Origin of the sequence: Streptomyces spinoverrucosus, assembly GCF_006539505.1 — a bacterium.
GTDB lineage: Bacteria > Actinomycetota > Actinomycetes > Streptomycetales > Streptomycetaceae > Streptomyces > Streptomyces spinoverrucosus.
In genome coordinates, this window is record NZ_BJND01000046.1 from 41,369 (window position 1) to 60,538 (window position 19,170).

Annotated in this window: 15 protein-coding genes and 1 pseudogene; 9 read left to right on the top strand and 7 right to left on the bottom strand. The window is 72.9% G+C overall.

Features of this window, described 5'->3' with window-relative positions:
- The first annotated feature begins 10 nt into the window (after positions 1–10).
- The 4 genes from SSP24_RS28545 to SSP24_RS28560 all read left to right on the top strand — a co-directional run bounded on the left by SSP24_RS28545 (position 11) and on the right by SSP24_RS28560 (position 2,625).
- Complete coding sequence (locus SSP24_RS28545) at positions 11–916, top strand: hypothetical protein (protein ID WP_141312618.1); 906 nt, start codon at positions 11–13, stop codon at positions 914–916.
- Complete coding sequence (locus SSP24_RS28550) at positions 913–1,152, top strand: Trm112 family protein (RefSeq protein ID WP_141312589.1); 240 nt, start codon at positions 913–915, stop codon at positions 1,150–1,152. Before SSP24_RS28545 ends, SSP24_RS28550 begins: the two co-directional genes overlap by 4 nt.
- A gap of 71 nt (positions 1,153–1,223) precedes the next feature.
- A complete protein-coding gene (locus tag SSP24_RS28555; RefSeq protein WP_141312590.1) occupies positions 1,224–2,048 on the top strand; it encodes an FkbM family methyltransferase in 825 nt (274 codons plus the stop codon).
- Entirely contained in the window at positions 2,011–2,625 is a 615-nt protein-coding gene (locus SSP24_RS28560; protein ID WP_141312591.1) for a hypothetical protein, read from the top strand. The genes SSP24_RS28555 and SSP24_RS28560 overlap by 38 nt, the downstream gene beginning before the upstream one ends.
- A 559-nt stretch (positions 2,626–3,184) precedes the next feature.
- Here the strand turns inward: SSP24_RS28560 and SSP24_RS28565 are convergent.
- Together SSP24_RS28565 and SSP24_RS28570 are read right to left on the bottom strand one after the other, a co-directional pair.
- Positions 3,185–4,057 carry an ATP-grasp domain-containing protein gene (locus SSP24_RS28565; RefSeq protein WP_141312592.1) on the bottom strand — a complete coding sequence of 291 codons (873 nt, stop codon included), beginning with the start codon at positions 4,055–4,057 and terminating at the stop codon, positions 3,185–3,187.
- 192 nt (positions 4,058–4,249) lie between these two features.
- Positions 4,250–5,551: an RNA-guided endonuclease InsQ/TnpB family protein gene (locus SSP24_RS28570; RefSeq protein ID WP_141312593.1), complete on the bottom strand. Its 1,302-nt coding sequence runs from the start codon at positions 5,549–5,551 to the stop codon at positions 4,250–4,252.
- 28 nt (positions 5,552–5,579) lie between these two features.
- Between SSP24_RS28570 and SSP24_RS28575 the strand changes: the two genes are divergently transcribed.
- The 3 genes from SSP24_RS28575 (at position 5,580) to SSP24_RS28585 (ending at position 8,657) form a co-directional block, all read left to right on the top strand.
- On the top strand, positions 5,580–5,732 hold the full coding sequence (locus tag SSP24_RS28575; protein ID WP_141312594.1) for an Arc family DNA-binding protein: 153 nt from the start codon (positions 5,580–5,582) through the stop codon (positions 5,730–5,732).
- 161 nt (positions 5,733–5,893) lie between these two features.
- Entirely contained in the window at positions 5,894–7,345 is a 1,452-nt protein-coding gene (locus SSP24_RS28580) for an acyl-CoA synthetase (protein ID WP_141312595.1), read from the top strand.
- The gene (locus SSP24_RS28585) at positions 7,338–8,657 is read left to right on the top strand and encodes a carboxyl transferase domain-containing protein (RefSeq protein WP_141312596.1); all 1,320 of its coding nucleotides are present in this window, start codon (positions 7,338–7,340) and stop codon (positions 8,655–8,657) included. The genes SSP24_RS28580 and SSP24_RS28585 overlap by 8 nt, the downstream gene beginning before the upstream one ends.
- Before the next feature lie 48 nt (positions 8,658–8,705).
- Here the strand turns inward: SSP24_RS28585 and SSP24_RS28590 are convergent.
- Positions 8,706–12,312, bottom strand: a pseudogene (locus tag SSP24_RS28590) (S8 family serine peptidase).
- A gap of 323 nt (positions 12,313–12,635) precedes the next feature.
- On the opposite strand from SSP24_RS28590, the gene SSP24_RS28595 reads away from it, so the two are divergent.
- Entirely contained in the window at positions 12,636–13,673 is a 1,038-nt protein-coding gene (locus tag SSP24_RS28595) for a rod shape-determining protein (protein WP_141312597.1), read from the top strand.
- Positions 13,674–13,700: 27 nt separating this feature from the next.
- On the opposite strand, the gene SSP24_RS28600 is transcribed toward SSP24_RS28595, so the two are convergent.
- Together SSP24_RS28600 and SSP24_RS28605 are read right to left on the bottom strand one after the other, a co-directional pair.
- On the bottom strand, positions 13,701–14,618 hold the full coding sequence (locus tag SSP24_RS28600; protein ID WP_141312598.1) for an anti-sigma factor RsbA family regulatory protein: 918 nt from the start codon (positions 14,616–14,618) through the stop codon (positions 13,701–13,703).
- Positions 14,615–14,965: an STAS domain-containing protein gene (locus SSP24_RS28605; protein ID WP_141312599.1), complete on the bottom strand. Its 351-nt coding sequence runs from the start codon at positions 14,963–14,965 to the stop codon at positions 14,615–14,617. The genes SSP24_RS28600 and SSP24_RS28605 overlap by 4 nt, the downstream gene beginning before the upstream one ends.
- A 206-nt stretch (positions 14,966–15,171) precedes the next feature.
- On the opposite strand from SSP24_RS28605, the gene SSP24_RS28610 reads away from it, so the two are divergent.
- On the top strand, positions 15,172–15,864 hold the full coding sequence (locus SSP24_RS28610; RefSeq protein ID WP_141312600.1) for an ANTAR domain-containing protein: 693 nt from the start codon (positions 15,172–15,174) through the stop codon (positions 15,862–15,864).
- A 5-nt stretch (positions 15,865–15,869) separates the two neighbouring features.
- On the opposite strand, the gene SSP24_RS28615 is transcribed toward SSP24_RS28610, so the two are convergent.
- A complete protein-coding gene (locus SSP24_RS28615) occupies positions 15,870–17,492 on the bottom strand; it encodes an adenosine deaminase family protein (protein WP_373306690.1) in 1,623 nt (540 codons plus the stop codon).
- 99 nt (positions 17,493–17,591) lie between these two features.
- Entirely contained in the window at positions 17,592–19,169 is a 1,578-nt protein-coding gene (locus tag SSP24_RS28620) for a GMC family oxidoreductase (protein WP_141312602.1), read from the bottom strand.
- Position 19,170 lies beyond the last annotated feature (1 nt).

The window sequence follows — 19,170 nt, forward strand, 5'->3', positions numbered from 1 at the left end:
GTGGTGGGGAGTGGCCGCGGCCCTGCTCGCGAACGTCCTGTACAGCGGCGGGTTCGTGCTGGAGAAGCGGGCGCTGGCCGCGCTGCCCGAGGTCACCGTCCGCCGCCCGGGCCGCCTGCTGCGCCTGGTGCTCGGCAGCCCGCTGTGGATCGGCGGTTCGCTCGCCCTCGCGGCCGGTTTCGCCGCCCAGCTCATCGTCTACCGCACCCTGCCGATCGCCGCCGCGCAGGGCATCTTCGTCTCCGGGCTGGTCCTGCTCGTCCTGCTGTCCGCGCGGCTGCTGGGCGAGGAGACCACCGGGCGTGAGCGGTACGCCCTCGCCGCGATCCTCGGCGCGCTGCTGATGGTCGTGCTCTCCCTGGACGAGGGCACGGACACCGTCAGCCACGGCGCCCCCTACCCGCTGGTGCTGCTGCTGTGCGTGCCGTCGCTCGCGGGCGGCGTGTGGCTGTACCGCGCCGCCGAGCGCCGCGCCTCGCGCCGGCACCGGATGCCGACGACGGGCGTCGAGTACGGGGTGGCGGTGGGCCTGCTCTACGGGGTGAGCTCGCTCGCCATCAAGGGCGTCTCCGGCTACTGGTCGGGCGGTGACATCGGGGGCGCGCTGCTCGGCGTGCTGCGCTCCCCGTATCCGTACCTGCTGCTGTTCACCGGCGCGTTCGGCCTGGTGATGTCACAGGCGGCGCTGCAACGCTGCCGGGCCTCGCTGATCGTGCCGGTGTGCACGACGGTGACCTGCCTGTACACGGCGGTGCTCGGCACGCTGTCGTTCGGCGAGGCGCTGCCGGACGATCCGTTGCGGCTCGCCCTGCGGCTGGCGGGCACGGCGCTGGCGGTCACCGTGCTGCTGACGATGCCGAAGCACGACCCCGCTCCCCAACCCCCCGCTCCCGCCAAGGAGTTGACCCCACCATGAGCTCCTCCCCGAGTTTCGACGACCAGCTGCTGAAGATCCTGGCGTGCCCGCTCGACAAGGGGCCGCTGCACCTGGTGCCGCCGGACGAGTCGGTGACGTCGGCCGAGGCGCTGTACAACCCGCGCCTGCGCCGCCGCTACCCGATCGTCGACGGCATCCCGCAACTCCTGCCGTCCTCCGGCGAACAGGTCTCCGAGGACGAGCACGAGGAACTCCTCAAACGCATGGCCACGTGACAAGTGGCCCCATGACGGACGGCCTCGGACCCTCGGACCCGAAGCCTTGTGCACCGGAAACGGATGGCCCCATGACCACGCTCGCCGCCCGCCTCGCCCCCTTCCTCCCGGCCCGCCTCGTCGCGGCGACCGCCCGTGCGGTCTATCCCCGCTTCGAACCGGAGCTGGCGAGGATCGCCGAGCTGTGCCCGCCCGGCTGCGGCACGGCGGTGGACATCGGCGGCTGGTACGGCCCCTGGACCCGCCGTCTGTCCGGGCACGCCCGCCGGGTGGTGACCATCGAACCGGTCCCGCACCTGGCCCGGCTGCTCGCCGCCACGGCGCCGCCCAACGTCCGGGTGATCCAGGCCGCCGCCGCGGACCGCCCAGGCCGGGCCCGCCTCTGGCTGCCGCCCGACGGCACCGGAAACCGGGGCGTGTCGTCCCTCGTCCGGAGGGACATCCACGCCGTCGCGGTGGACGTGCGCTGCGTCGCGCTGGACGATCTGAGCCTGCGGGACGTCGGCTTCATCAAGATCGACGTGGACGGCAGCGAGCTGGCGGTCCTGCGCGGCGGCACGGCGCTCTTGACCCGCGACCGCCCTGCCCTGTTCGTCGAACTGGAGTCCCGTATCCAACCCATCTCGCCCGTCCTGACGTATTTGGCGATGCTCGGATATGACGGCTGGGTGCTCCCCGGCGACCACTGGATCCCCCTCGCCGACTTCCCCCTGGAGGCCCACCAAGCAGCCACTTCGCACGTCGCGTCACACGGACTACTACGGAGGGTCCTCCCATTACACGACCGGACCCGATACGTCAACTCCGTGCTGTTCCTTCCGGACGGACGGCGCCCGGGAAGGGGCCGAATGGGCGACGATGGTTCGCATGCCGTCCTCCGCAGAGAACCCCACTAGCCCCTTCAGCCCTGTCGAGTTCCAGGTGGTCCTGCTGCGCCGCATGGCCGACCACAACCCCGACCTGGTCGAGGACGCCCGCCGCGAACTGGGCGTCTCCGTCACGCGCATGCAGGAGGCGAACCGGCGCTGGCAGATGCTGCTCCGCTCACCGCGGGTCCGCGCCGCCCAGAGCAGGCACCGGGCGATCCTCGGCGCACCCGAGTGGACGACCTCCCGCCGCATCGGCGACCTGGACTGCGAGGCCTGGCAGTGGCCGGTCATCCTCTGGCCCGACCTGCGCTTCGAGGTGCTGCTCGCCCCGGGCGGCGCGGTCTGGAACGAGTGGCTGGTCCGCGCACCCGACGCCAAGCCCGCCGAGCTGCTCACGGTCGAGGACCTCTACCCCTGGTCCTGCACGGTCGACGACGCGGCCCGCGCCTTCGCCCCCGCCCGCCCCCTGGAGGGCACGGCCCCCAGCCGCTGGGGCCTCGCCTTCACCGCCCCGGACATCGACGGCCACCGCCACGAGGTGGTCGCGGAATTCACGTGGGGCCTACTCCAACGCACGATGATCGGCGGCCGCCGGATCCTGTGACCCCGGAGGGGGCGGGGTGGGCGTAACGGGGGTGCCGGGCGCGCCTACGTGCCCGGCGTGCGACCGGCACGCCCACGTCCACTCCGAACCGACCGCCCGGCGCGGCCCCGCCCGGGCCCCCGACCGGCATACCCGGCCCGGGCCCACCGACCGTCAGCCCGTCCCGGACCCACCGACCGGCACCCCCCCCCGGCCCCAGACCCACCGCCCCGGCACGCCCAGACCGGCATGCCCCCTCCGAACCGACCGGCTGGCCCGCGCGGCCCGGCCCACCGACCGGCACTCCCGCCCCGAACGCGCCGACCGTGACGCCCGTCCCGAACCACCGACCGGCACCCCCGGCCCCAGACCCACCGCCCCGGCACGCCCACACCGGCATGCCCCCTCCGACCGGCGCAGCCGTCCCCAATCCGCCCACCGGCACCCCCGGCCCCAGACCCACCGCCCCGGCACGCCCCGCCCCAGACCCACCGACCACACACCCGCCCAGAGCTACCGCCCAGCACGCCCGCCGCGCCCCCGGACCCACCCGTACCACCCGCACCCGACCCCCACCCGATCACCCCCGAGCAGCCCCCAACACCGCCCCCACAACCCCCGGCACAGAAGCACTGTGCAGCGACAGAAACAGATTCGGCTCGACCAGCTCCAGCTCCATCACCCGCGGCTCCCCGTCCTCCCCGTCGACCAGATCGACGCGCGCGTACAGCAGCTCCGGAGCGCCGGGTACGGCGGCCAACGCGCGTTCCGCGACGGCCAGTTCCGCGTCCGTCGGGTGCCAGATCTCCAGCCCGGGATGGGCGACCTTGCGTTCGTCGTACGCCGTCCCCCGCGCCAGCACCGCCCCCTTCCGGCTGGCGTGCAGCAACCGGCCGGCGAAGAACTGCAGCGCCCGCTCCCCGGCCACGTCGATGCCCGTGACGTACGGCTGCACCATCGCGGTGAAACCCTCGGCGTGCATCCGCGAAAGGTGCCGTACGGCGATGTCGTGCTGGTCGGGCGTGTACCGGGCGGCGAACCGTGCGCCCGCGCCCGAGGTCGGCTTGACGACGTACTCCCGGTCACCGGGCAGCTCGACCGTCTCGCCCGGCGCGACATACCGGGTCGGCACCACCGGCACCCCGGCCGCCGCCAGCTCGCCCAGGTACCGCTTGTCGACGTTCCACCGCACCACGTCCGCCGGATTGGCCAGCCGCGTGGCCTTCCCGCAGGCCTCGGCCCACTCCACGAACTCGGCCGCCCGCCAGCTGTAGTCCCAGGTCGATCGGATGACGGCAAGATCGAACGCACCCCAGTCGACCCCGGCCCGATCCCACTCCACGGCAACCGCGTCGGCCCCGGCCTCCCCCAACGCCTCCACCAGCACCGGCAGATCCCGATCGACACTGACCTCGGGCCCGGGACGACAAGTGACGAGGGCTATACGGGTCACGGCGATCTCCATCCTCGTAGGACGTCCCCACACGACGTCTTCGCACATACGTTGACCTTCACCTTCGGTCAAGCCCCAGTATCGGTGCACGGAACCGGTCCCTGATCGACGAGGGCCGCCTGACTCCCGAGGAGGCCACCAGCCACCGCCGGCGGTCCGGACAACGTCAGTTGTTTGACATCCTCCCCCCTCTTAAAAGAGGGGGATTCCAACCCAGGTGGGTTGAGGTTCACGGGCGCTCGAACGGCCGGTGGCCGCTGTCACCCCTCCGGCACCGGCTGATCGCCGGGGGCGGGGGATCCCGCCCTGTCCTGCCGCGACATTCATTGCTGCGTTCTCATCGGCATTGCAGGTGAACCCGCAGGACACGCAGACGAACTCGGCTTGGCTCTTGCGCGACTTCTTCTCGATCCACCCGCAGGCACTGCACCGCACAGACGTAAAGGGTGCGGGTACGTCCTCGACCCGCCCCGGGGCTTTGTGTTCAGTGCGCCGGCGGAGCAGGCCCCAGCCCTGCGCGAGGATGCCCCGGTTGAGCCCGGCCTTCTGCCGTACGTTCTTGCCCGGCTCGGCGAGGGTTCCCTTCGCCGAGCGGGTCATGTTCTTGATGTTCAGCTTCTCGAAACGGACCACGTCGTAGGAGCGGGCGAGCATGGTGCTGGTCTTCTCGCACCAGTCCTTGCGCCGGTTCGCCTCCCTGGCCTTGAGCTTGGCGACCTTCGCGTACTCGGCGGTCTTCCGGTCACTGCTCTTCGGGGCGCGGGCGGCACGCCGCTGATGCTTGCGGATCTGCGCCCGCTCCTTGACCGTGAGCTGCGGGCAGTTCAGCTTCCGGCCGTCCGAGAGGGCGGCGGTAATGGTCACGCCCCGGTCGATGCCGATGACCTCGCCCGTACCGGGTGCGTCGATCGGCTTGGGGATGACGGCGAACGCGATGTGCCACTGCCCGTTGCGGAAGGTGACCCGGAACGTCTTCGCGGCGGGCAGTCCGGCGCCCTTGCCCTTTGCGCCGAGCCGGAAGCGCACCCATCCGCAGCCGGGCACCTTCACCTGCGCCCACCGCCGGTTCAGCTTCTGCACGACGACCGAGCGGCCCATGACCTGCTTGCCGGTCTTCGCGTTCAGCTTCGGCGAGCCGTCCTCGCTGTACTCGGGGACGCGGTCGGCACCGATGACCCGGAAGCCCTCGTGCCGGAACTTCTTGCGCCAAGTCGGCTCGCCGAACCCCGAGACGAAGCGGGCGTTCTTGGCCTTGGCAAAGTCCTTCAGCGCCTGCTGCTGGACATCGACGTTCCCGGCCCCGAGCCACCCGTTCTCGCGTCGGGCCTCGGTGAGCTGGCGGCACTGCTCGGCGAAACCGGGAGCGGATTTACGTCCGCGTCGCCAGTGCGAGTGCTGCTCGACGGCGAGGTTCCACACGTACCGGGCGTGCGCACAGTGCGTGAGCATCTGCTCTGCCTGCGCGGGCGTCGGGTACATCCGGAAACGTGACATGACCTCAAACTAGGCTCATACTGAGGCCATGGTCAACTTCACGTTCCGCATCCCCGAGGACCTGTACGCCAAGCTGAAGACCCTCGCCGCTGCCGACGACCGCTCAGTCAATGCCGAGTTGCTGCATCTCGTGCGCCGTGCGGTCGAGGAGGGCGAACGCCGTTCCGCCCAGGGGGCGTAACGGCTGTTCCTGCCCTGCTCCGCAGGGGCTCGCATTCACCCCCGGCCTGAAGGCCGGTGCACCCTGCGAGGAGAACAAGGTGGTAGCGGACGTGGTGGAGGCGCCGGGAGTCGGCTGAAATCGTGGAGGCAACAGGTGACGACGACCAAGGAGTACGACGCGTGTCCTCTCTCTTCCCGGCCCTGACCGGCGACGTCGGCGACGCGGGCGACCGGCCCGCGCTGCGCTTCGGCGACCGGGTCATGACCTACACGGAACTCGCCGCCGCCGCGGCGTCCGTGGCCGACCGGATCCGTACGGCCAGCCGGATCGCCGTCTGGGCGACCCCGACCCTGGAGACCGCCGTCGCCACCGTCGGCGCCCTCGCCGCCGGGGTGGCCGCCGTACCGCTCAACCCGAAGTCGGGCGACAAGGAACTCGGGCACATCCTCACCGACAGCGCCCCGGACGCCGTACTCACCGACCCCGGCGCCGAACTCCCCGCCCCGCTCACCGACTTGCCGCGCATCGACGTCGACATCCACGCGACCGGCCCCGCCCTGGGAGACGACGCCGACGACGCCGCCCCCGCCCTGATCGTCTACACCTCCGGCACCACTGGCCCGCCCAAGGGCGCCGTCATCCCGCGCCGCGCGATCGCCGCGACCCTCGACGCGCTCGCCGACGCCTGGCAGTGGACCGGCGACGACGTGCTGGTGCACGGGCTGCCGCTGTTCCATGTGCACGGGCTGGTCCTCGGGATCCTCGGCCCGCTGCGGCGCGGCGGATCGGTCCGTCACCTCGGCCGGTTCAGCCCCGAGGGCGTCGCCCGGGAGCTGAGCACGGGCGCGACCATGCTGTTCGGCGTCCCGACGATGTACCACCGCATCGCCGAGGCCCTCCCCACCGACCCCGAGCTGGTCAAGGCGCTGGCCGGGGCGCGGCTGCTGGTGTCCGGCTCGGCCGCGCTCCCCGTGCACGACCACGAGCGGATCGCGGCCGCCACCGGCCGCCGGGTCATCGAGCGGTACGGGATGACCGAGACGCTGATGAACACCAGCGTCCGCGCCGACAGCGAGGCCCGCCCCGGCACCGTCGGCGTCCCGCTGCCCGGCGTGGAGCTGCGGCTGGTGGAGGACGACGGGACGCCCATCGAGGCCTACGACGGCGAGAGCGTCGGGGAGATTCAGGTGCGTGGCCCCAACCTGTTCACCGAGTACCTCAACCGGCCCGACGCCACCGCCGCCGCCTTCACAGCCGACGGCTGGTTCCGCACCGGCGACATGGCGGTGCGTGCCCCCGACGGCTACGTCCGGATCGTCGGCCGCAAGGCCACCGACCTGATCAAGAGCGGCGGTTACAAGATCGGCGCCGGTGAGATCGAGAACGCGCTCCTGGAGCACCCCGGGGTGCGCGAGGCCGCCGTCACCGGTGAGCCGGACCCCGACCTCGGGGAGCGGATCGTCGCCTGGATCGTGCCGGCGGATCCGCAATCCCCGCCCGGTGTCGACGAGTTGGCCGACCACGTGGCCCGTCGTCTCGCCCCGCACAAGCGGCCGCGGGTCGTCCACCACCTCGACGCCCTGCCCCGCAACGACATGGGGAAGATCATGAAGCGGGCGCTGCATGCCTGAGCGCCCCTCCGCCCGCGCGGCCATAGCCCTCGTCACCGACGACTTCACCGAACTTTCGTCTCCAGCCAGGCAGTCCACGCCCAACGGCCCACTCGCCTGGGACGGTTACGACGCCCTGCGCGCCGGCGCCGCCGACCGCACCGGCGAGGACGAGTCCGTCGTCTGCGGCACCGCCCGCATCGAGGGCACCGCGGCCGTGCTGATCGCCTTCGAGTTCGGCTTCCTCGGCGGCTCGCTCGGCGAACGCACCGGCGACCGTCTGGAGGCGGCGCACACCCACGCCCGCGACCACCGGCTGCCGGTCGTCGCGCTGATCGCCACCGGCGGCAGCCGGATGCAGGAGGGCATGGTCGCGCTGTCCCAGCTCCAGCGGGTGGCCCGCCAGTCGGCGCTCACCCGCGAGGCCGGGCTGCCGCAACTCGCCGTGCTGCGGGACCCCACCACGGGCGGTGGCTGGGCCACCCTCGGCGCGGGCGCCGACGTGATCCTCGCGCTGCCCGGTGCCCAGGTCGGCTTCGCGGGCTCCCGGGTCCGCCCGGCGGACGCGGACCCGGCGGCGTACACGGCGGAGGCCCAGGTCGCGGCGGGCGCCGCCGACGCGGTCGTAGGCCCGGAGGAACTGCGGCCGACGCTGGGGCAATGGCTCCGGCTGCTCACCGCCCCCTCCACGGAACCGGCGCCGCCGCCGCACCCGCTCGGCGCGACCGACCTGCCCGCGTCCGGCTGGGCCGCCGTCCAGCGGGCCCGCTCGCCGCAACGCCCGCGCGCGCAGAGCTATCTGGACGCCTACTTCGGCCATCGGGTGGCGATCAGCGGCGACCGGTGCGGCGGCACCGACGACGGGATGCTGTGCGGCTTCGGCGAGCATGAGGGCCGTACGGTCGCGTACGCCGCCCAGACCGGGACGGCGACCCGTCCGGCCGGTTACCGCACCGCCGCCCGGCTGATCCGCCTCGCGGACCGGCTCGGCATCCCGGTGCTGACGCTGGTGGACACCCCGGGCGCGGCGAACGACGCGGAGGCGGAGCGGCAGGGTGTGGGCGCGGCGATCGCCGACCTGTTCGGCGCGGTGGCCTCGGCCCGCACCCCGATCACGACGCTGGTGATCGGCGAGGGCGGCTCGGGCGGCGCGCTCGCCCTGGCCGTGCCGGGCAACACGTGGGCCACGCCGGACAGCTACTTCTCCGTCATAGCCCCGGAGCTCGCCGCCGCGATCCTCAAACGACCGCCGGAGGACGTGGAGTCGACGGCCGACCAACTTCGTATCCGGCCACAGGACTTGACCGAGCTGGGGATAGCCGGGCCTTTCTGACGCGACAGCGCCGCCTCCCCGTCCCAGGGAGGCGGCGCCGTCCGTGTGCTACCGCACCCCGATCGCGCCGGTGATCGTCTGGATCACCGAGCCGCCCCGGTCGTCCCGCGCCGACGCCCGCAGCGAGACGTACGAGGCATCCCGCGGCACGCTCAGCACCCCACGCCAGGAGCCCGCCTCGCCCGTCAACCGCACCGGCCGCCACGACTGCCCGTCGTCGTAGGACACTTCGAGCGTCGCCTGCCGGATGCGCCCGGTGTCCACCGCGCCCTGCACGTACTCGGCGTGGATCCCGACGGGCATCTTCCGTCCGCCCCGCACCTCGCCCGCGAGGTCGGTGTCGATGTCGAAGCCGAGGTTGATCAGCGGCAGGTACGTCCAGCGGTCGGTGGGTGTCTCCGCCGACCGGAACGTCCACTCGGCGTGGCCCCGCGTGGCCGGTTCCCAGCGCCCGGCGTCGAGCGTGGTGTCGGTGACCACCCGGTAGGTGCGCTCGTCGGCGGGCGCGTCCCGGACGTAGACGCCGGAGCCGCGCCGCCGGTCGACCAGCTCGCCGTCCAGATACACCTCCGTGTACTGGGACATGCCGCTCTCCTCGCTCCACACATCGCCGAAGCCGGTGTGGTCGGGCCCGGAGTCGCCCCAGCCCGGCGTGTTGAACTGGAGCTGGTCACCGGAGCGTTCCTGTCCCCAGCCGAGCCCGGTGCCGAGCCAGGGGTGCCAGACCGGCTGGAACCAGTTCAGCGTGGGCCGGGTGCCGCCCCGGTAGCGGACGAGCCCGCTGCGCTGCTCCAGGTCTCCTTCCCCGAGCACGACCGACTCGTGCCACAGCTGTCCGGCGCCGGTGGAGACGTAGTCGGTGCGCTCGGCCGGGTAGTCGATCCGCTCGCGGAAGCCGAGGCCGATGGGGAAGGTGTCGGTGATCGAGTACCGGAACTCGCCGCCGGGAACCGGCTCGCGCGCGTGGAACCTGGTCCGTACGGCGGCGAGTTCGTCCTCGTCGGGCGCGTAGGTCAGATCGCGGTCCGGTACGGCGCCCGGGTAGCCCTTCGACAGGTCGTAGACGTACGGAGTGTTCCGGGTGCCGGTCATGTCGACCGTCCCGGCGTTCCGCAGCCGTGCCGCGTCGGCGGCGTTGACGGTGGCGATCTGGAACGGGCGGTCGGCGTTGTCGTCGTCGCCCCACCAGGCGTTCAGGCGGCCGGGCGCGTCGTCCGTCACGAACAGCGCCTTCACGCCCGCCTCCTGGGCGGCTTGGGCGAGCGCGGCGGGCTCGGTGCCCTCGGTGAGGCGGGCGAGGACCGCCTTGCCGCGCACATCGGTCATGGGGCCGTCCCCGACGTCCACCAACGGCAGCCTGCTGCGGCCCTCGATCAGGGTGCTGCCGGGCTGGACCAGCGCCTCGCCGACCCCGCGCACCTCAAGCAGCGGCTTGCCGAGCCGCCACACGGTCCGATACTCGAAGCTGCCCTCGGTGACCTTCCGGGTGGGCGCGGCGAAGACGCTGTCGTACCTCACCGGCACCTGCACCGCGCCGAACAGCTCGGAGCCGTGCGCGCTGCGGTCGTACTCCATGATCAGCTGCCGGGTCTCGGTGCGCCGGTCGACCTCGGCCTCGATCTCCCGCAGTTCGCGCCCGTCGAGCGTGACCTCCACGTCCCGGTCGAGGGTGATCTGCGGTGCCGCGAGGAAGCCCAGGCCGAGCGAGTCGGCGCCGTGGCTGCCGCGGACGTCGAGGAAGGACGCCAGGCTGTAGGTGCCGGGGGCCAGCCGCAGCTGGAGCGTGCCGGAGTCGCCGACATGGGCCGGGGCGGGGTCGGCGCCCTCGGCGAGGCGCTGCACGACGAGGTCGGCGGCGGTGGGAGCGCCGTCGCGGTCCTTGACGTGGACGGTGAGGGTGTACCGCTCCTCCTCCTTGACCAGCCCGAACGCGGTGTGCGCGACCGGCTCGCCGTCGACGGACGCGACGATCCGCCCGCTGTTGTTCCCCACCGGCGCCTGTGCGCCGTCACCGGTCACGGTGGTGGAGGCGGTGCCGTGCGCGGGGACGGTGAGGGTGGAGTCGGCGAGGGTGGCGATGCCGTCCGTGCCCTCGACGGACAGGCTCACCTCGATGTCTTGGTCGGAGGAGTTGGTGTAGGTGAGGGTCCGCGTCACCGGCTGATTGCTGTCGTACGGCCACCGGTAGAACCCGAGATCGACGCTTCCGGTGGCGGTGATCGACGCGTCGATCGCGTCGGGCACACTCACCCGGCCCGCGCCCAAGGTGTAGGCGGAGGCGTCGACCTGCCGGGACGTCGACATCAACGCGTCCTTGAGCTGGGCGCCCGTCCAGTCCGGGTGCCGCTCGGCGAGCAGCGCGGCCACCCCCGCCACATGCGGGGTCGCCATCGAGGTACCGCTCATGGTCGTGTAGGAGCCGCTGCCCGGGCTGAGCTGGGACCGCGCGGCGAGGATGTCGACGCCCGGTGCCGCGAGGTCGGGCTTGAGCGCCTGGTCGCCGAAACGGGGTCCGGCGCTGGTGAAGTAGGCGGCCCGGTCGGCGGAGTCGACCGCGCCCACGGTGAGGGCGGCGTCGGCGGCGCCGGGCGAACCGATGGAGGAGGGGGCGCCCGGTGTTTCCGGCGGCGACCACGAAGAGCGCGCCCGTCTCCTTGGACAGGGTGTTGACGGCCTGCGCCATGGGGTCGGTGCCGTCGCTCGGCTCGGTCGTACCTAGGCTCATGGACACGATGTCCGCGCCCACCTCCCGCGCGGCCCACTCCATCCCGGCGATGATCTGCGACTCGCTGCCCGAGCCCTGGTCGTCGAGCACCTTGCCGACGGCGAGCGCGGCGCCCGGTGCGACACCCTTCTCGGCACCGTCCGACGCGGCCCCCGTACCGGCGACGGTGGAGGCGACGTGCGTGCCGTGCCCGTCCCGGTCGGCGACCTCCTGCCCCTCGATGAAGCTCCGGCTCACGGAGACCTGCTCCGCCAGGTCGGGATGGGTGGTGTCCACGCCGGTGTCGAGCACGGCGACGGTGACGCCCTTGCCGGTGAGCCCGGCCTCCCAGGCGGCCGGTGTCCCGATCTGGGCGTTGCTCTCGGCCAGGTCGGCGCTGACCCGCCCGTCCAGCCAGACGCCGTCGATCCCGGCGGACTTCCGGGTGACCGCCCGCCAGAACTCCCGCCCCTTGACCGCCTCGACGGCGGCGCCGCGCACGGAGGGCAGCGCGCGGGTCCGCTCGGCACCGGCCGGGGTGGCGGCCCGCACGCCCTTGCCGTACGTCACGATCAGCGGCAGCTCGCCCGTCCGGTCGTCGGCGTACCCCTGACGTATCAACTCGCCGACGTCGAAAAGCCGTTCGTCGAGCGTGCCGGCGCGCAGATACGGCAGGGCCTCGTCCGGTACGACGGTGAGGGTGCCGTTCGCCGACTGGGTGCGCACCGCCCCGGTGGCCCCCTCGGGCCGGTCCACCGTGACCGTCTTCCGGCCGCCGCCGAGGTCGGTGACGGTCACCCGGTCGCCGGTGACGAGCGTGACGGTACGGGCACCGGCCCCGGCGGCGTCCGCCACGCTCTCCTGCGCGGCCACCGGACCGGCGGGCAGCAGCCCCAGCACAAGCCCGGCCGCCAGCGTCACCGCCCCACGTCCGACTGGTCCTCTGGTCATCCCACGCCCTCTCCTCGTCGGGTGATGGGGACGAGTGTCAGGGGGCTTGTGTTGCCGGGGAGTTGAACGGAGGTGGCGGGTTGGCGCAGTGGCGGGTTTCCGCCAGTGCGACGGGGAGCATGCACGAGCTGGTGGGGATCGCCCGGAGTCGGCTCCGGGCAGTCACGTCAAGCTTGCCGGGCCCGGCGCACCGCAAGACCACCCGTACGGCCGAGCCCCGCCCGGCCCCCTCCAGAAGGCGCCCCCCACCCGGGCCCCCGCACGATGCCAATGAGGCCCGCCGCCCGGCGGCACCTCGGTCCATGTGCTCGGGAGGATCCGCCATGACCGCCAGTCTGGAGCAGCTGCGGCGCTGCCATTTCGCCGTCGACCTGGGGGCGGCGCGGACACGGGTGTACGTCAAGGGCACGGGGCTCGTCGTGGACCAGCCGTCGGTGGCCGCCATGAACACCCGTACCGGGGCGCTGATCGCGGTCGGTGAGCTCGCCGAGAAGATGACCGGACGCACACCGCACTACATCCGGGTCGTCCGGCCGGTGTCCGGCGGCACGGTGGTCGACATCGAGATGGCCCAGCGGATGCTGCGCCATCTGCTCGGCGACAAGATCCGCCGCACGCTGCGCCGCAAGCCGCGGCTGCGCGCCGCCGCCTGTACGCCGCACGACGCCGATCCCCTCGCCCAGCGCGCGACCATCGAGACCCTGGTCGGGCTCGGGGCGCGGCGGGTCGAGCTGGTCGACACGCTCATCGCCGCCGCCGTCGGCTGCGGGCTGCCGGTGGAGCAGCCGGAGGCGACCATGGTTTTGGTGTGCGGGGCGGCCGCCACGCAGGTCGCGGTGCTCTCCCTCGGCTCGATCGTGACCGCCGAGCGGATTCCGGTCGGCGGTGAGGCCGTGGACCACGCGATCGTGCAGCATCTGCGGCACGAGCACGAGTTGATGCTGCCGAGTCAGTCGGTACGACCGTTGCAGCTCGCCCTGTCCGGCAACGGGCTCACCCCGCACGGACCGGCCTCCACGGAGATCCACGGGCGTGATGTCGCCACCGGCCTCCCCCGCAGCGTGCGGGTCGCCACCGCCGCCGTGCGCGACGCCATCCAGACGCCGCTGACCGCGGTGCTGGACGGTATCGGCAAGGTGCTGCGGGACTGCCCGCCGGACCTGGTGGCCGACCTCGCCGACCGGGGGATCATGATGGTGGGCGGCAGCGCCCTGCTCCCCGGGTTCGACCAGATGCTGCGGCAGGCCACCGGCATGCCGGTGCACATCGCCGAACGGCCCGACGTGTGCGCCATACAGGGCCTCGGCACCATGCTGGAGGGCCGGGTCGCACCGCTGGATCTGGACCCGCTGACGCCCTGAGCACACCGACCGGTCCCCGGGACGTGCTCAGCGGGCGAACCAGCAGCGGATCGTCGTCCCCTCCTCGCCGGTGTGCACGCGTACCAGGTCGGCGACCAGGTTCACCAGCAGCAGCCCCCGGCCCCCGCGCTGGTCCCGGGCGGCGGGGCGGCGGCCCGCGAGCGGGTCCGCAAGGCGGCCCGTGTCACGGACCTCGCACACCACGTACCCGTCCTCGGCCCACACCCGCAGCTCACCCGAACCGCCGCCGTGGACCACGCTGTTGGTGGTCAGCTCGGCGGTGACCAGCGCCAGGTCCTCCAGTCGCGTACCGGCCAGCCCGAACCGCGCCGCCTCCCGGGTGGCGGTGTGCCGGGCCGTCGGCAGCGAGTCGGCGGCGAACGCGAAGGACAGCGCGTCCGGCACGACGGGCAGCGGCTCGTTGTAGCGGCTGACGACGCCTTCCCAGTCGTACGCCGAACTGCCCTGCTCCCGGCCCGAGGAGATGACCGTGGGATGGGTGGCGCGGGCGTCGGTGAGCACCTCCTCGTCCAGGGCCCGGACGTCGTACGGGCACAGGATGGTCACCCGGCGGCCCGCGAACGCCGCGTTGATCAGGGCCTCGTGCTGGGCGCAGGCCGGGTACTCGGTGGGGGTGCGGCCGGCCCAGATCGGCTCGCCGATGATCCGCACCCGGCGGCCGGCCGGCTGGGCGTCGGCGAACGCGCGTAGCACGCCGGGAATGATGCGGCCGGGGTTGCGTCCGGCCTCGCGCATGTCCAGCAGCCGCACCGCGTCGGCGATGTCGCCGAGCCCGTCCCGGATCAGCGCCAGGTTCTTGCCGGGCACGGCCACCGCCACCGGCTCCCCGGCGGCCAGGCCCTCGCGGATGAAGGGGACGGTGCCGTCGAGGTACTCGTGCTCGTCGGCGTAGAACAGCGCGGGGTGCACGAAGGACGCACTCATGACATCGCCACCTCGATCGCCGACAGATCGGGCCAGAACAACTCCAGTGTCCGGCACAGGGCGGGCGGCGGCCGGTGGACCACGATCCGCCGGCCGGCGGGCAGCCGCCGCGCGGCGTCCACCAGCACCCCGGCGCCCGCGACGTCCACGAACGTCACGGCGGCCAGTTCCAGGTGACACACGGCCCTGCCGTCCCGCACGACCTCCTCCAGTGCGCGTTCCCAGATCCCGCGGGTGGCCAGCCCCACCTCTCCGACCGCGCGTACGCCGAACCGCTCGGCCAGCGGTGCGACGGTCAGCTCCGCCGCGCCGCCGGACCCGGACGGAACCCGGTACTGGATGGTCACAGCCGTCTCCCCATACTCCTGGACACGTCGCGCCTACCCCGACACGAACCGGTCAATCCCCGAAGCCGGGCGGCCGGCGGGGTGTAGGGCGCCGCGTCTCGGGAAGGCGCACGTTCAGCATCGGGGCGACGGGGGGCTCCACTCCAGACTGACTGTCCACTCCAGGACTGACTGTCCACGACGTTCGGGACCACGAAGGCGGTGACATGACCTCAGTGGCACCACCCTCTCTCGGGGAGCGGTTGCACCCACTCACCATCGACTGCCGCACCGACGGCACCGGCCGGGCCGTGTTGTGCGCGCGGGGCGAGGTCGTCCACGGCTGCGCCGACATCCTGGCCGAGGCGCTGGCCGAACTGCCCGCCGGTACCGGCCGGGTGGAGCTGGACATGGTCGGCGTCATCTTCATGGACACGGCAGGACAGCAGTTCCTCGACACCCTGCGCGACTACGGGCGCCGGCACCTGATCCCGGTCTCCGCCACCAACTGGCACGGCCAGCCGCGCCGCATCCTGGAGCTGATCGGCTTGGACACCACCGACCCCCTGCGCCCCGCAGACCCGAACCCCCCGGCCCGCCCGTCGCCCGCTCCCCTCCCCTCCCCCGTGTCCCTGGAACGCGCGGAACAGCTCCACGATCTGCGCGAGGAGATCGAGCACCTGCGCCGGGCCATCGCCTCCCGCCCGGTGATCGACCAGGCCCGCGGCATCCTCATGGCCACCCACGGCTGCACCTCGGACGAGGCCTGGCACATCCTGCGGGAGGCCTCCCAGCTCTCCAACACCAAGCTCCACACGGTCGCCGCGGCCATCACCTCCGGCACGGAGAGCGACGGCCCGCCCCCGCCGGACGAGGTGCGCGTGGCGCTGCGCCGGGCGCTTGAGCGGCGGGGGCAGTGAGGGGGTCACACCCCGTATCCCGGCGTGCTGCCGAAGGTCCGTTCGAAGGAGTGGAAGGCGGCCTCCTGCCGCCACTGGAGCGCGGCCTTGGGACTGGCCGCCAGCAGACGGCGACAGCCCGGACCGGGATCGGAAACACCGGGCCGTTCACCCCGGCAGGCGCCCGCGAGGTGGTACCCGTCCCGCGTCGGATTGCCGCGCCACAGGCTGCCGCCCGGCAGGAAGGCGTACTCCAGGGAGGCCCGGGCCAGGTCCTTCAGGTCCGGGTACGACAGGGCGTAGGTCTCGGCGGCGTACTGGTACTCGCGGCTGATGTCGGTGCGGCTGACGCCGGGGTCGTCGGTGGACAGCACGACCGGGACGCCGTGGCGGCGGTAGGTGGTGAAGGGGTGGTCGTCGCCGCGTACGCCGAGGATCTGGGCGTTGCTGGTGAAGGGCACCTCGACGGCGATCTCGCGGTCGGCCATGGTGCGGGCGGTGCGCTGCCAGTCGTCCTCGTGGACCAGGTCGACACCGTGGCCGATGCGCTCGGCACCGGCGACGTCCACGGCCTGCTGGATGTGGAACTTCAGGTCCTCGGGCTTGACGAGACCGGGCCACAGCTCGCCCGCGTGCAGGGTGATGTGTGCGCGGGGGTAGACGCCGCGCAGGTGGTTCAGCATGCGCATGTGCAGGCGGTAGTCGCGCAGGGCGATCTCGCCGTCCTCGGGCTGGACGAGGTTGACCGCGACGAACCGGGAGTCCCGCTCGGCCAGGCGCATGCCGAGGGCGATCTGGGTGAAGACCCGCTCCGGTGAACTGCCGCGCCCCACGTGGGAGATGAAACGGACGGGCAGATCGCAGGCGGGCCGCGGCTGACCGGTGTCACAGCGGGCTGCCGTACGGAACTCGGCGTCGGCGGCGTCCGCTTCCTCCCGGGCCTCGGCCACCAGCCTGTCCAGCTTGCCCCCGGCCGTCAGCTTCCCGTGCAGCTTGGCCAGGTCGCTGTCCCAGCCGACCTCGGCGGCGAGCTTCTTCGCACCGGCGGAGGCCGGGGTGACCATGGTCTCCAGATAGAACTGGTTCTGCGCGGCCACGTCGTCGGCGACCTCGGCGAGCAGCTTGCCGCGGTGGCGTTCGGACACCGCCCCGAACTTGCCGAAGGTGGCGAAGAAGTGGTCGTGGCCGTTCTGGTCCGGCGGGAAGTCCTGCATGGACCAGGCGCGGAGGATCGCGTCGTGGAAGGCGCGGTCGGTTCGGGCGTCGGCGGCGGGCCGGGTCCCCGTACCGCAGGGTGGGGCGACGGCGGTCATCGTCGCGGTCTCGATGCACAGTCCGTCTTCGGCGGCCAGCTCGATCAGATACTCGGTGGTGGCCGCGCCGGAGAGGTGGTTGTGCAGATCCGCCCCCTTGGGCAGCTTCCGGAAGAAGCCACTCAGCAGGCGGGGTTGGTGTCGGATGGCGTCCAGGTACGCGTTCGTACCCCTCTCCGGCACGGTCACCGGCCGTGGTGGGGACGCCGCTCGGGCAGGTCCGGGCGTGAGCAGGGTGGACGACGTCAGCAGGGCCAGCGCGCCCAGTCCGGCCACCGCGAGGCGGCGGGCGGACCGGGGCGGCTGGGGCGCGGAGCGAAGGATCGGAGCAGTCACGCCCGCATCATCGTCAGGGGGATGCCCGGACATGCGTGGATTGAGAGGTACCGGGGGACGTCCACTCTCGTGGGTGACTCGGCGGGTGGAGCGGGTGGTTCAACCAGAGGTTGCCTCGCGTATCTGGCTCGCGGCCCGTTCGGCCAGCATGACGGCGGGGGCGTGGGTGTGGCCCCGGGTGATGCGGGGGAACACCGAGGCATCCACGATGCGAAGACCGTGGACCTGGCGGACTCGCATGTCCGGGTCGACCACCGCGGCGTCGTCGTCCGGGAGGCCCATGCGGCAGGTGCCGACCGGGTGGAAGAGGGTGCCCGTGTGGTCCCGGATGTGCTGGAGCAGGGCCTCGTCGCTCATGTCGTCGGTCCAGGGGGACATGGCCTCGCCCACCAGGGGCCGCAGGGCGTCGGTGGCGAAGAGGCGTTCGGCGAAGCGCGCTCCGGCGGCGAGGCGGTGCAGGTCCACCGGGGCCGACAGGTACTGCGGGTCGATCAGGGGTGGCGTGTCGGGGTCGGGGGTCTGGAGCGAGACGGTGCCCCGGCTCTCGGGTTGCAGCAGTACGACGCCGATGGTCAGTCCGTCGGCGAGGGCGTCCCCCTGGAAGGCGATGGGGGCCCAGATGACTTCGAGGTCGGGCGGGCCGGGGCGGCCGTCGCTGCGGAGGAATCCCACCGCCTCGGCGATGTTGGAGGTCAGCGGACCGACCCGGTCCTCCTCGAACTGCTTGAGGGCGTGCGCGCTCTCGGCGTCCGCCAGGCGTACCGGGGAGACCGCGTGCCGGATGACGTCGAGCGTCGCATGGTCGTGCAGATTGCGGCCCACGCCGGGCAGGTGCACGCGCGGTTCGACGCCCGCGGCCGCCAGCTCTCGCTCGTCGCCGATGCCGGACAGCATCAGCAGGTGCGGTGAACCGACGGCACCGGCGCTGAGGATCACCTCACGGCGGGCCATCAGGCGGACGTCGGCCAGCTCCACGCCGCGGGCGCGGTTGTTCTCCAGCACGATGCGCCGGGCCTGTTGCCGGGTGAACAGGGTCAGGTTGGCGCGTTCGAGGGCCGGGCGCAGATAGCCGTCGGCGGAGCTCCACCGAGTGCCGTTGCGCTGGTTGAGCGGGGTGAGCGCGCTGCCGTTGAGGTGCGGGCCGCCGAGGCCGCCCGGAATGGGTCCGAGCCCGAGGTCGGCGCAGGCCCTCAGGAAGTGGGCCGTGGTGGGGTCGGGGTCACGGGGCGGCGAGATCCACAGGGGACCGTCGTCGCCGTACGAGGTGCCCTCCGCCGGGGCTCCCGCCCAGCGTTCCGCCGTGCGCAGGTGGGGCCGGACGGTCTGCCACGACCAGGTGGGACCGGCGGTGCGGCCCCAGGCGTCGTAGTCGTCGGCGGAACCCGGGATCCACATCTGGAAGTTGAGCGACGAGGAGCCGCCCAGGACCTTGCCGCGGGGCCAGTCGACGCTGCGGCCGCCGAGACCGGGCTGGGGCACCGTCGCGTAGCCCCAGTCGAGTTCCGTGCCGAGCAGGGCGAGTGAGGCGCCGGGGACCCGGATGGCGGGGTCCGTGTCGGGTCCCCCCGCCTCGACGAGAGCGACCCGTACGGCGGGGTCCTCGGTGAGCCGGGCGGCCAGTACGGACCCGGCCGAGCCCGCGCCCACGATCACGTAGTCGAACAGCTCGTCGTCCATG